The organism is Planktotalea sp. (assembly GCF_965659345.1).
In the GTDB taxonomy this organism is placed as follows: Bacteria; Pseudomonadota; Alphaproteobacteria; order Rhodobacterales; family Rhodobacteraceae; genus Planktotalea.
Genome location: NZ_CBFHVK010000023.1, coordinates 13,276 through 26,212 on the forward strand (window position 1 = coordinate 13,276; position 12,937 = coordinate 26,212).

At 53.5% G+C, this 12,937-nt stretch carries 12 protein-coding genes; 7 read left to right on the plus strand and 5 right to left on the minus strand.

Annotation, left to right across the window (positions count from 1 at the left end):
- The first annotated feature begins 57 nt into the window (after window positions 1-57).
- Window positions 58-927 carry an amino acid ABC transporter permease gene (locus ACTG3Z_RS15365; protein ID WP_439143909.1) on the plus strand — a complete coding sequence of 290 codons (870 nt, stop codon included), beginning with the start codon at window positions 58-60 and terminating at the stop codon, window positions 925-927.
- On the opposite strand, the gene ACTG3Z_RS15370 is transcribed toward ACTG3Z_RS15365, so the two are convergent.
- Window positions 924-1,919, minus strand: coding sequence for a succinylglutamate desuccinylase/aspartoacylase family protein (locus ACTG3Z_RS15370; RefSeq protein WP_439143910.1), 996 nt, complete (start codon window positions 1,917-1,919; stop codon window positions 924-926). The genes ACTG3Z_RS15365 and ACTG3Z_RS15370 overlap by 4 nt on opposite strands.
- A gap of 88 nt (window positions 1,920-2,007) precedes the next feature.
- Here ACTG3Z_RS15370 and ACTG3Z_RS15375 point away from each other — a divergent pair, with 88 nt between their 5' ends.
- Window positions 2,008-2,970, plus strand: a complete 963-nt coding sequence (locus ACTG3Z_RS15375) for a fatty acid desaturase family protein (protein WP_439143911.1) — start codon at window positions 2,008-2,010, stop codon at window positions 2,968-2,970.
- Window positions 2,960-3,277 carry a Rieske 2Fe-2S domain-containing protein gene (locus ACTG3Z_RS15380; RefSeq protein ID WP_439143912.1) on the plus strand — a complete coding sequence of 106 codons (318 nt, stop codon included), beginning with the start codon at window positions 2,960-2,962 and terminating at the stop codon, window positions 3,275-3,277. Before ACTG3Z_RS15375 ends, ACTG3Z_RS15380 begins: the two co-directional genes overlap by 11 nt.
- Window positions 3,278-3,283: 6 nt before the next feature.
- Here the strand turns inward: ACTG3Z_RS15380 and ACTG3Z_RS15385 are convergent, their stop codons facing one another.
- Window positions 3,284-4,486 (minus strand): replication initiation protein, encoded by a 1,203-nt coding sequence (locus tag ACTG3Z_RS15385; protein ID WP_439143913.1) that lies wholly within the window; start codon window positions 4,484-4,486, stop codon window positions 3,284-3,286.
- Between the two features lie 469 nt (window positions 4,487-4,955).
- On the opposite strand from ACTG3Z_RS15385, the gene ACTG3Z_RS15390 reads away from it, so the two are divergent.
- From ACTG3Z_RS15390 to ACTG3Z_RS15405, 4 genes are all read left to right on the plus strand, one after another.
- Window positions 4,956-6,353 (plus strand): AAA family ATPase, encoded by a 1,398-nt coding sequence (locus ACTG3Z_RS15390; RefSeq protein WP_439143914.1) that lies wholly within the window; start codon window positions 4,956-4,958, stop codon window positions 6,351-6,353.
- Entirely contained in the window at window positions 6,340-7,446 is a 1,107-nt protein-coding gene (locus tag ACTG3Z_RS15395) for a ParB/RepB/Spo0J family partition protein (RefSeq protein ID WP_439143915.1), read from the plus strand. Before ACTG3Z_RS15390 ends, ACTG3Z_RS15395 begins: the two co-directional genes overlap by 14 nt.
- Window positions 7,447-7,557: 111 nt before the next feature.
- Window positions 7,558-8,226, plus strand: a complete 669-nt coding sequence (locus ACTG3Z_RS15400; protein ID WP_439143916.1) for a cupin domain-containing protein — start codon at window positions 7,558-7,560, stop codon at window positions 8,224-8,226.
- Entirely contained in the window at window positions 8,226-9,278 is a 1,053-nt protein-coding gene (locus ACTG3Z_RS15405; protein ID WP_439143917.1) for a flavin monoamine oxidase family protein, read from the plus strand. The genes ACTG3Z_RS15400 and ACTG3Z_RS15405 overlap by 1 nt, the downstream gene beginning before the upstream one ends.
- On the opposite strand, the gene ACTG3Z_RS15410 is transcribed toward ACTG3Z_RS15405, so the two are convergent.
- Genes ACTG3Z_RS15410 through ACTG3Z_RS15420 form a run of 3 tightly spaced genes read right to left on the minus strand, consistent with a single transcriptional unit; the run spans window position 9,256 to window position 12,802 of the window.
- On the minus strand, window positions 9,256-10,182 hold the full coding sequence (locus ACTG3Z_RS15410; RefSeq protein ID WP_439143918.1) for a homoserine kinase: 927 nt from the start codon (window positions 10,180-10,182) through the stop codon (window positions 9,256-9,258). The genes ACTG3Z_RS15405 and ACTG3Z_RS15410 overlap by 23 nt on opposite strands.
- On the minus strand, window positions 10,179-11,459 hold the full coding sequence (locus ACTG3Z_RS15415; RefSeq protein ID WP_439143919.1) for an aspartate aminotransferase family protein: 1,281 nt from the start codon (window positions 11,457-11,459) through the stop codon (window positions 10,179-10,181). The genes ACTG3Z_RS15410 and ACTG3Z_RS15415 overlap by 4 nt, the downstream gene beginning before the upstream one ends.
- Window positions 11,456-12,802 (minus strand): aminotransferase class III-fold pyridoxal phosphate-dependent enzyme, encoded by a 1,347-nt coding sequence (locus tag ACTG3Z_RS15420; protein ID WP_439143920.1) that lies wholly within the window; start codon window positions 12,800-12,802, stop codon window positions 11,456-11,458. Before ACTG3Z_RS15420 ends, ACTG3Z_RS15415 begins: the two co-directional genes overlap by 4 nt.
- Between the last annotated feature and the right edge of the window lie 135 nt (window positions 12,803-12,937).

The window sequence follows — 12,937 nt, forward strand, 5'->3', positions numbered from 1 at the left end:
ACAAAGCGGATGGGCGTTAAGTCGCCCTCCGCTCCCCTCTCTCGAAAGCCCACTTAGATGCAAAAATTCCTCAAACGACTTCACTGGCTCGACTACGTTATCGTAGCGCTTGTGCTTGTTGCTGTGGTCTTTGTGATCCAACGCATTGGCGGCACGCTTAACTATAATTGGCGCTGGGAGAAAATCCCGAACTACATTTTCCGCTACCGCGAAGATCAAGAACGCTGGGTCGCCAACCTGTTGATTCAAGGCCTCGTGGCGACCATTCGCATCTCCATCTACGCCAGCATTCTTGCGCTCATTCTTGGCGTTATCCTCGGGGTTGCGCGCTGCTCTGCCAACCTTGCCGTGCGCATGCTCGCGCGGACATATCTCGAATTTCTGCGCAATGTCCCCCCTGTCGTTGTCATCTTTATCTTCTTCTTTTTCCTATCTGAACAACTGATCCAAGCCCTCAATATGGAGCGTTGGGCACGCGAAATCGCGCGCAGTGACGACAACGCAATCTGGACCTTTTTCTTCGGTGACATGCGGCGCTTCCCTGCCCTCATTTCTGGCGTCATCGTCCTTGGATTATTCCAAAGCGCATTCGTCGGGGAAATCGTGCGTGCAGGTATTCAATCTGTCGATAAAGGCCAACGCGAAGCCGCGCGCTCTATCGGGATGAGCCGCTTTCAGGAAATGCGCTACATCGTCTTACCACAAGCCATGCGCAAAGTGCTGCCGCCAATGGCGAACCAATTCATCACATTGGTCAAAGACAGCTCACTCGTCTCGCTCATTTCCGTGCCAGATTTGACGTTCAAAACCGTCGAGCTCGTCGCCTCGACACGTATGATATTCGAAGCATGGCTCGTCGCTGCTGCCTTCTACTTCGCTATCTGCTTCGGCCTTTCGATGCTGTTCAGGCGGTTGGAACAACCCTAATTGTCCACATCCTGCACAACGATCATCAACATATCACCACGCTGCACATAGCCGCGATTGGTATGGGCAAGCACCATGCCATCGTGGCTAAACCGAACCTCCTCTGAGGCACGCTCAGGTTCCAATGCAAAATGGAACCGCCCCGCAATATCGCCTACTTTGACCCGCATACCTGCACACGCGACGCGATCAAAGACACCCTCGCTCTTGGCGTTCAAGCTATGCTCCGCTGCGGTGATCTCTACCATCTCAACATCCGCACGCGGCGCAACATCGCCTTTCAATATCCCTCGACTGCGCAACATATTATACAAGCCCTGCTCGGTCAGATTGGTGATATCAGGATCGACGCCACCGCCACCGCCAAGCTCCGTGGCAATCATCGCCACCCCTGCCCGCTCCGCAGCAGAATTAAGCGAACGCGCATCGTTGAAACTGCCTAGAACCCAAATCAGCGGCAATCCAAACACGCGCGCCAATTCCAAGTTCGCTGCATATAATTCCGTATCCTTCGTGCGCGTCGCCAACGTACAAGGCGCGAAAAACGACGCTTTCCCGCCAGAATGTAAATCCACCGCAATATCCGCGCGTGGCATCAATTCCGTTTCAACATAATAAGCAATCTGCTGCGAGATACTCCCAAGCGGATCCCCTGGAAACGCGCGGTTCAAGTTCACATCATCCAGCGGCGAACACCGCTCAGACAAACGCACAGCAGGAGCATTCAAAGCTGGCACAATTATAATTTGTCCACTGATCTCTTCGGGCTTGAGATCATTCGCCAAACGCATCATTGCAGACGGCCCTTCAAACTCGTCTCCATGCGTTCCCGCAATCATCAACGCCACAGGGCCATCACCGTTCTTCAAGCTAATGATCGGCACAGGGTGATAGCCAAGCGGCACAGAATTATCCGACCACTTCACCCGCAAATCGCCCACATTTCGACCCATCGCATCCAGATCAATGCTCGCAGCTATCGCAGTTTTCATCGTGATCCCTTTACTTCGCATTGTTGCGCCTAAATTCTTCTGTAAGATCATCATCGCGAACAAACCGCCGGTCAAGGATAAGCCCAACGTGACACAAGCCGTTCTCACCCCCGTCACACAAGCGCTAAACGACGGGACCCTCACGCGCGCAGAGCTCAAAGCGCTGATGCAGCGCTCAAACACCCCTGCGTTCATCCATCTCGCCATCTGGATCGCTGCGCTTTGCGTCACCTCGACCCTTATTGCACTTGCCTACAATTTCCTATGGATCTGGCCCGCGATGTTCGTGCACGGCGTCATCCTCGTGCACCACTTTTCGCTTCAACATGAATGTTGTCATTACACAGTGTTCAAAACCCGCTGGCTCAACGATGTGGTCGGCAATATTTGCGGTTTCATCATCATGCTGCCCAGCCGCCATTTCCGCTATGAGCATTGCGACCACCACACACATACACAAATTCACGGCGATGACCCTGAGTTGATCCCCCTGCCAAAAACCCTCGCTGGGTATTTCTGGTATCTCTCCTCCATCCCCTATTGGCGCAACAAGTTCACCGAACTTTTCCTGCACACACGCGGGCATCTGAGCGATCAAGAAAAGCATTTCGTCCCCAAGGAAGAGCACGCAACAATCATTTGGGAAGCCCGCATCATGCTGATGCTCTACGCCGCCATTATTGCGACATGTGCGCTCACGAATTGGTGGGCGCCTATTTGGTTCTGGTGGCTTCCCGTTGTTCTAGGCGAACCTGTGATGCGCTTCATTCGCATGACCGAACATGTGGGCAAACCCTGCATTCGCGAGATGACAGAGAACACGCGCACCAACTATGTGATGCGCCACATGCAGTTCCTCAGTTGGAACATGAACTACCATGCGGAACATCATTATGCGTCGTCCGTTCCCTACTATGCGCTTCCAAAACTGCACGAGAAAATCAAACACGTGATCGAGGTCGAACCGCGCGGATATCTAGGCGCGCACATCGACATTTTGCGCCAACTCACAGGACGCGCAACCCGCGCTGATGCACATAATGGCGCGTGAGAAAAGCTGGCAAGACGCATTGCCGCTCGCTGACTTGCTAAAAGGTGATGCAACACCTGTGACCCTCGGCACCCGCGAACTCGCGATCTTTGACTCCGAAAATGGCATCACTGCCGCTTACGCGCGCTGCACCCATGGCGCTGCCAATCTGTGTGATGGGTATTTTGATGGCACGCATATCGAATGTCCTTTGCATCAGGGTCTTTTCGACGCGCGCACAGGGGCCGCGCGCGCTGCCCCTGCTCGTATTGCTCTGCGAATGATCGAAGCGCGCGTTCAAGGCGACATGATCCAACTACTTCTGTAGCAAACGCTACTTTCCCAAATCAGCAAAAGCATCAGGGAACAGCTCTTTCCAGAACGCCTCAATCGCATCGCGGTTCAACGCAGACATCCAACCATGTCGCGCAAAATCATCGCGCTCATTGGCTTGACTGAGCGACGCAAGAAACAACCGTTTATCTGCGTCCCGTTGCGTAGGCGTGCGCCCTTTAACAATGTCCTGCACCGCCGCCAAGGCTTGCGCCCGCGCACTGGTCACAGCGCTCTTTGCGGGTGCTTCTGGCTTAAAGTCATCGCGCAAGGCAGCCGTCAAATACCCGATGGGTGAGCGCACATCATCCTGCGCCTCTACATATGACAGCTTTTGCGCCACCACATCTTCGCCGTGCTGCGTAATCCATTGTCGCGCTAGGCGATCACTCACCCCCATTCCTCGCAATCGGTCATAAACCGGCGCACGCCGCAGGCCCGTCCCATCATCCAGATCAAGGATCGCAAGCTGCGGGTTCGGCTTAATAACAAAACGAATATCAGTCACCGCCCTGCCCCGCTTACGCGTCTCCGGGGTCACAATGATATTGCTCGACTTGTTCACTTCCGCGACCGCAGGCTTAATAATCTTCGCGTTCAGGTGTTTATAAATCTGGTAATATGCGCTGTCCTCAACCCCCATCAAACGGCGAAACGTGTCCAGCGGCCACCACCCCGTGCTGCCTGTGCGATGAAAGCGATAGCAGTTCTCATAAAGCGCCAAAGCATGGCCACTAGTGAACCTGCGCTGGATATTCAGGTTAATCAGCGCAAAAACCTTTGGGTCTGCCAGCTTTTCCGCCAGCGCGGGCGAATAGGCGTATTCGCAAACGCCCCCTTTTAACTTGGCATAACTGAGCAAACTCGACACGCCCCACTCTTGCGCCCCATCTGCACCCAACATGTCCCATTCAGCAACCGTTTCCGCCAAGCCGCGCAGCGACGCTTTCAACGTGTCAAAATCGTTCGAATTGTAGCCAACCATCATGCACAAGGTCCGCGCATCCATCTCGAAGGTTTGCGCATCGCCCAGCCGGTCATACGCATTCAGCAACAACACATTAGAAAGCTTGCGTTGCAACAGCGTCAGTTTCCCGGACACATGTATCGCAGCGACATGTTTCTTGACCGAACCACGGCGCAAAGCGCCCGTCAGTTTATCCTTGGGAATGTCATCTTGCACAGCTAAGGTACCTCTGCTCACGGTTCTCTTTGGAACCTTTTGATGACGACACTTACCAGTAAAAGCACCTCGCTTCAATTGTCTTGTAGGTGCTTTAACCGCGCCATTCACCAAACCAACGCTAACCGATAAGGTACCCAGATACAGGACGCATATCAGATGAGAGCACACTGTTTTCGCCCAACAAGACCCTAACAAGACGTTTAGACACGACATCCCGCGAATCGGTACCTTTGATCCTGATCTATGGTCCCTGTCATCCCGTAACTTGGTACCTTTTGTCCCGTGCAAAGGCACTCTAAAGAACGTAACCTATTGTTATTAGGTAATTAATAAACTCCAAAGTCTATAAAGACTCTATACATATTAAACAGTAAGGGCATTGTTTTAGGATTTCTTTAACATTCTTACATGAATATTTCCGTTTTTCGATAGGATGTGCCATTCTTTGAATGATATAACACATAAAAAAGAACATGAGACGCGCACAATGACGACAGCAGGTAAGCAGCCCCTTCCACCCTATTTCGGAATCGATCCCGAACGTTCCGCTGCGAAACTCACCCAGCCTATCGACACCGCGCGATTCGCGAAAGCAGCGGCATTTGCTGCCCGTGGGCGCGATGAACTTGCCAAGACAGGCCATGCCCCTGATGGCAAGAAACAGCTTCGCCGCTTTTCTACTTGGGAAGTGTGCCGCTATTTAATCCCTGTCGCCCCTGCTCATTTTCGCCGCGTTCTGCGGGCTAATCCTGACCTGCCTCAAGGCACGGGAGAGGGCAATTCAAAATGGTTCGATCTGTCAGAGGTGATTGAGCTGCGCGCCCACTTCGCGGCTGAAGGTGCGGCAAACCGTGAATATCAGCCTTACAAACCGAACGGTGCGCAGGCCAAAACCATCGCTGTCGCCAATTTCAAAGGTGGTGTTGGTAAAACGTCGACCTGTGCGCACCTTGCCATGTCCGCCGCACTGGATGGTTACAAAGTCTTAGTCATTGATCTGGACAGTCAGGGCTCGCTCACCAGCATCATGGGCGGCACCGTAAGTGATGAATGGCAAACCGCTTTTCCTATTCTCGCACGCGATTTTGCGCAGCACGTGCAAGCGGAAAACAAGGTGCGCAGTGCGCGCGGTGAAGCTGAAATTCCTCTCGATGAAACCCTCACAGAAGCCTTAGAGGTTTCGCCGCGAAACCTCGTTCAGGAAACCCACTGGCCAAACATTGACCTGATCGGCGCACAGCTCAATCTCTATTGGGCTGAATTTCAGATCCCTGTATGGCGTATGCAAGGGCGTGGTTGGCAGCTCTGGGATGGACTGACCAATGGATTGAATGACAGTGGCCTACTCGACGAATATGACCTCATCTTTCTCGATACCCCCCCTGCCCTTGGCTACCTCACGATCAACGCGTTGGCCGCCGCTGATATCTTGCTCGTCCCCCTTGGTGCGTCGTTTCTGGAATTTGATTCAACGGGTCGTTTCTTTGATATGCTCTACTCTACCTTCGCCAGCATCGAAGATGGTGAAAACGCGCAGCGCCGCCAACAAGGATTGCCAGAGATCAAGTTCGAATGGGACGCTGTGCGCACGCTCATCACGCGTTTCGATGCGAACCAACAGACGGATTTGGCCAACGTGATCCAAGCGTACTTTGGGGATCTGATGACCACCTTCCGACAAGATGTGACCGCGATGATTGGCCAAGCAGGTGAGCAGGTGAACGGGATTTATGAAGCGGATTATCGCGAATTCAATCGCGACACTTATGTTCGTGGCCGCGAGACTTTCGATCGGACCTGGGCTGAAGTGAAAGAGATTATTGTCGGTGCATGGTTCCAAGATGCAGCAGAACAATTGATGGAGACTGAGAATGGCCAAGCGTAGAAAAGTTGCTGTCCCCTCTGCGGACGATCTAAATCAGATCGAAGAGAGGTTTCGCCGCGAAACCTCCCCCCGTTCAGGAATGGCGCCCATCAGCCAGATCAGCGCCGACGCCGCGCTTGCCAGCAGCCCGTTAGATGTTGAAAGCCGCGCTGCCAGTGCAAAGCTCCAAGCCGATTCTGATGCGCTGCAAAGCTTGCGGTCTGAGGGACGTGAACTGCTTGCGATCCCACTTGATCAAATTGATCCGCGCGCGATGATCCGGGACCGCACGTTGATCAACGCTGATGAAATGAAAGAGCTAAAAGACTCGATTGAAGCCCATGGCATGCGCCTTCCTATCGAAGTGTTTCGTCGCGAAACGACCGAGGCGAATGATGCGCCTTACGGTCTGCTATCTGGCTTTCGCCGCTACAATGCTGTTCGTGAATTGGCGTCCAAAAGCGATGATTCAAAGTGGCTAAAAATCACAGCGATAGAGCGTGATCCAGAAGCGCTTGGTGGTGCAATCACAGCTATGGTGGAAGAGAATGAAATACGCTCCAACCTATCGCATTTTGAACGTGGTCGCATTGCCGTTGTGGCAGCTCAACAAGGTGTTTTTGCCAATACTGAAGACGGGGTGAACAAACTTTTCGCCGTCGCCTCCAAAGCCAAGCGTAGCAAAATTCGCGCGTTTGCTTTGATCTTTGAAGAGCTGGGTGATCTGCTGATTTATCCAGAAGCGCTGAAAGAACGCGATGGTTTAAGACTTGCCAATGCATTGCGAAATGGGGCGGAAGCTGATTTGCGCGATGTGCTGTCCCGCGGCACATTCGAGAATGCAGAGCATGAATGGATAGCGCTTGAGGCCATCATTGAGGCGCAAGAAGCACAGTCGCGCAAAGATCCTGCGCGCGGTGGCCGGCCCGCAGGTTTCGCGGCGAAACCTACTTGGCAGGGGGATACGCGGGTTCTTTCTTCTGGTGTGACCCTGCGCCACGCCCATGACAGCAACGGCCATATGATCCGAATTGGTGGTAAAACGCTGGACAAAGACCTGATCGAAAGCGCGATAGAACACCTCGCTTATTTGCTCGAAAAACCCAAAGACTAAGGAGATAGGTTTCGCCGCGAAACCTATCACGTCGGGTTGAAGCAGTGTTGCAGCCCTTGCATTGTCGCAGGAATCGCCCTTTCTAAGCCATAGATTTTGAAAGGGCTTCCTATGGAACTTAACGCCGATTTTGACGCAACAGTAATTGTGCATTCAGAAAAGCTCGACTGGATTGCATCGCCTATGAAAGGTGTTGATCGTCGAATGTTGGACCGTATTGGCGATGAAGTTGCCCGTGCAACCAGTATCGTTCGCTACGCCAAGGGCAGTCGCTTTTCCGCCCACACCCACACGGGCGGCGAAGAATTTATCGTCCTTGAGGGTGTGTTTCAGGATGAGCATGGTGATTATCCAGCAGGCACCTATGTGCGCAATCCGCCAACAACAGCTCATACGCCCAGCTCTGCTGAGGGCTGCACGATCTTTGTGAAGCTGTGGCAATTTGATATGGAGGATCGCACCCAATTTCGCAAAACTATGGAGGATGAGCTTGGCACTTACGTAGAGGGTGTCGCAAGCGCTGAACTGTTCCGCGACGCGCGTGAAGTGGTGCGCTACGCTTCACTGAAGGCAGGCGCAAACTTTGAGAATTCAGAACAAGGTGGCGCCGAAGTTTTGGTGCTCTCAGGCTCGGTGAGGTTTCGCGGCGAAACCTTGGGGCAGGGCAGTTGGCTGCGTTTACCTGATGGGGACTCGCTGAATTTGATTGCTGGTGACGAGGGCGCGAAACTCTGGATGAAGACTGGTCATTTGCCCTACGCCCAAGCCGCGGCAGTTTAATGTCCAACCGAACACTGATTATTGGCGGCGGGCTTTCTGGCTTGGCGCTTGCCGATATGTTGGAACGAAATGGGCACGACTATCTATTGCTAGACGCGCGCCCTCGCTTTGGGGGCCGAATAAAGACGCAGCACATAGGCGACGGGTCTTTCGATATGGGTCCAGCTTGGTTCTGGTCTGGGCAGCCAAAGATGGCTGCTTTGATCCAGCGCTTTGGCCTAAAGACGTTCGAGCAATATGCCACTGGTGATTTGATTTTTGAGGATGAGCGCGGTCAAGTTCAACGTGGTGCGGGCCTGTCTTCAATGGCGGGGTCGTGGCGTGTCAGCGGTGGGCTGTCTGCCTTGATTGATGCGCTTGTTGAGCAAATTCCGCAAAGCAAGCGGGCTTTGAATTCTGAAGTGAGCGCGCTTTCGTATGACGGTTCCAAAATCAGGGCGAGGTTTCGCGGCGAAACCTCCAGCTTTGACAAAGTCGTTTTTGCAATGCCACCACGGCTTGCGGCACAGGTCACTTTTGAGCCCCCTCTGCCCGATAGTGCTCGCAGTGCGATGGCCAATGTGCCGACTTGGATGGCGGGTCAAGCGAAGGCGGTGGCTGTCTATGACACGGCGTTTTGGCGAGAAGCGGGGTTGTCTGGGGATGCGATGAGCCGACGTGGCCCTATGGTAGAAATCCACGACGCATCGCCAAAGACCGCTGGACCCTATGCCCTGTTTGGGTTCATAGGTGTTTCGCCGCGCGATCGGGCAGATGAACATGCGCTGAGAGGTCATATTATTGCGCAATTGGTCCGCTTGTTCGGAGAGGTGGCCGCAGAGCCAAAAGCGCTTTTCATAAAAGACTGGGCGTTTGACCCGAGGACGGCGACACAGGCGGATCAGGCGCCAATGTATGCGCACCCAACCTATGGTTCGCCGCGAAACCTGAGTGGTCTTTGGGATGGTCATTTGATCTTTAGTGGAACGGAGGTTGCTGATCAATTTGGTGGGTATCTAGAGGGGGCGTTACACGCGGCAGACAGAACATTTAATTTATTATCAGATGCTTAGATACATTTTTGGCAGTCTCATTGAACCGCTTGTTGCGCTCTAGCCCGCCGTCCTCATGGATGCGCGAAATGTTCCATCCTACATAGGTTAAAGCGCGCAAAAGTATAAAGAAATCAAGGTGTTCTAAGTCTACCCCCCGTTTACTGGTGTAGCCTTGGATCAACGCGTTGCGCAGGGCAGGGTAGTCGGGGTCATCGATGTATTTGAGCAAAGCAGTTGCCAGCTCAAACAGGCGAAACCCAAAGCCGCCATCATCGAAATCGATAAACGTGAGCTGTGTGCCGTCGTACATCACATTCGTTGGAACGAGGTCTGCGTGGATCAGGCCGTAGTCTAACGCATGTTCATGTTTGCTTAAAAGCGCGTCCGCTCGGGTGCGTAGGTTGCTGAGGAACGCTTGTTCCTGCGTATCAAGATACGGGTTCTCCCAGAAGCGATCCCAGAGGGGTGTTTCACCAAGCAGACCGGCGCGATCCCAAGCGGGGCGTTCGAAGGCTTTTGGAGGGTTCCACGCGTCACTGATGGTGTGGAGCTGGGCCATGTTTTGGCCGAGCTGGTGAAAAATCGCTACGCGGTTTTGAGAGGGTAAGTGTTCGGACAGGGGCGCGCCGTTGAGCCATGTGAGAGCATCGACTTGGGTGTTGTCAATTGTCAGAAGGGTTTCGCCATTGGGGCTGGGGATGGGGCTAGGGACGTTCAATCCACTTTGTGAGAGAGCGGCCATCCAATCAAGTTCCGAATGCAGTTCTGTATCGGTGCGGTAGCCGATGCGGTGAAGGCGTAGCGCGTAGGTTTCGCCGCGAAACCTGACGCGAAAGACAGCGTTTTCGCGAGCGGCTACCAGAGAATAGTCAGCGCTGTGCCAGCCCCAAAGATGCAGCGCTTTTTCGACAATTGCGTTCATAGGGCCGTGCTGAGGACATCATCGAGCGTGTCGAACAAGAGGTCAGCGTTATCGATCGAAAAGGGCATTGGCGGGCGAATTTTGAGTGTGTTTTTATGACGCCCGAGCTTGGAGAGGATGACGCCACGGTGACGCATCGCGTTGATGATTTTGTCAGTCTGCACGCTTGCCGGAGCTTTGGTTTTGCGATCCATAACCATTTCTGCACCGAAGACGAGACCAGAGCCGCGAATGTCGCCTATGACTTCGTGCTTCTCTTTCAGCTTGGTTAGACGCGCGCGCGCATAGGCACCGACGGTCTTGGCGTTGTCCATGAGATTTTCTGCGTCCATTTCTTCCAGAACAGCCAGTGCAGCGGCGCAGGACACAGGGTTGCCGCCGAATGTGTTGAAATAGCGATACCCGTCACGAAAGCGCGCGATGATGTCAGTGTTGGTGACAACGCCGCCAACAGGGTGCCCGTTTGCCATAGGCTTGCCAAGGGTGACGATGTCAGGGACTACACCCATTTTCTCATGCGCCCACATATGTGTTCCGACGCGGCCAAAGCCTGATTGCACTTCGTCGCAGATCAACAAACCACCTGCTTTGCGCACAATATTGGCTACGGGTTTGAGCCAGCCATCTGGGTTGTCTGGAAAACCCTCGTTTAGGAAATACGGGCAGATCAGTAACGCTGCGAAACCTGTGCCTGATATTTCGTGTTCAGCGATCTGTTGGGCCACGTTGTTTGCAAAAATTGTACCGTCAGGATCGTAGGCGCGATAGCTATCGGGAGCATCGACAAAGCGGAAATATTGCTCAAGACCGAAGCCGACTGTAGGGACATTGCTTTGACTGAGTTGGCTCACAAGGGATGTGTTACCATGATAGGTCGCATCGGTTGCGATGATGCCGCGTTTGCCTGTCACGGCTTCGGCCATGCGCAAGGCGATGTCGTTGGCTTCAGAGCCTGTACAAGTCACTATTGCGCTGTTTAGAGACTGATGCATCGTCGCTGTAAGGCGTTCGATGTAGTCAAGGATGCCATCGTGTAGATAGCGTGTATGGGTGTTGAGCGTGCTGGCTTGACGATGGATCGCGTCCACGACGCGTGGATTGCAATGACCGACGTGGGGGACGTTGTTGTAGCAATCAAGGTATTTGCGCCCGTCCGCATCCCAAAGCCAAACGCCATCACCCTTAACAAAGTGAACGGGGTCATCATAAAAGGTTGCGACGTTTGGGCCCATAAGGCGGGCCCGATCTTTGATGAGTTGATCTTTGGAGCGTGTCACGCCGCTTTAAAGCCCGCTTCGATGCCATCAAGAAGGGTCTGTGCATCTGCTTCACTTAGCACCAATGAGGGCGAAAGGATCAAGTTAGGGCCTGATATGCGTACCATTGCACCGTTGTCATATGCTGTATCTTGGACGACTTGCGCGCGGCCTGCATCGACCGGCTTTTTAGTGGCACGGTCTGAAACCATTTCGATAGCGGTCATCAGGCCATGGCCGCCACGTACATCCCCGATGATGTCGTATTTCTCTTTCAGAGCGAGGCAGCCCTCATAGAGCTGTGTGCCACGCGCGGCGGCGTTTTCGATGACGTTTAAACGTTTGGTTTCTGCAAGACAAGCAAGCGCGGCGGCGGCGCCAACGGGGTGACCAGAGTAGGTATAGCCGTGACCGATTTTAGCGCTTGGATTATCTTCAAATGTTTTTACCATCCGTTCCCCAAGCATAACGGCGCCGAAAGGAAAATAGCCATTGGTGATCGCCTTGGCAGTGGCCATCATGTCAGGTTTGATCCCCCAAAGACGTGCGCCAGACCATGCGCCAGTCCGTCCATAGGCGGTGATGACTTCATCGGTGATCAAAAGGATGCCATTGCGATTGCAAATCTCTTGTACCATCGGCGCGAAGGACTTGTGTGGCGGGATAACCCCACCTGCGCCAAGGATGGGTTCTATGATCATTGCGGCGAGCGTGTTGGCACCTTGAAATGCGATTTCATCCTCAAGAGCCTGCGCGCAGAGTTGAGCGAGCTTCTCAGGGTCGGTTTCATTGAAAGGGTTGCGATATGTGTAGGGGGCCGGAATGTGGAAACAGCCAGGCAAGAGCGGTTCATACGCGGTGCGGAAATTGGCATTGCCGTTGACCGATGCACCGCCCATATGGGTGCCGTGATAGCCTTTCTTGAGGCTCAGAAACTTGGTGCGTCCGTGTTCGCCACGCAGCTTGTGATACTGTCGCGCGAGGCGCAAAGCAGTTTCGACTGAATCGGACCCACCTGAGGTAAAGAACGCGCGGCTCAACCCGTCGGGCGCAAAAAATTCACCTAGCTCATAGGCCAGTTCGATGGCCACATCATTGGTCGTGCCGCGAAACGTTGAATAGTAGGGTAAGGTGTCAAGCTGCGCTGCCATCGCGTCTTTGATGGGTTGGCAAGAGTAACCAAGATTAACGTTCCACAGGCCACCAACGCCGTCCACAACGGTGTGACCGTCGATATCTGTGATGCTGACGCCGCTTGCGCCTGTGATGATTTTGGGTGGATTGTCAGCGCTGTCCTGTGGAGAGGTCATCGGGTGCCACATCTGGCGCGCGTTGTTCTCTTTCAAAAAGTTGGAGTCTTTCATGGTGCGGTGTCCAATATATGGGGCGTTTTTCAAATTTTGACAGAGTACGTCAGTTAGGACAATATGTTTTTGAACCATCGGTTCTATATGTGAACCGATTGCGAATTAACTGTTGAACCTTAGGCACGTTCGGCG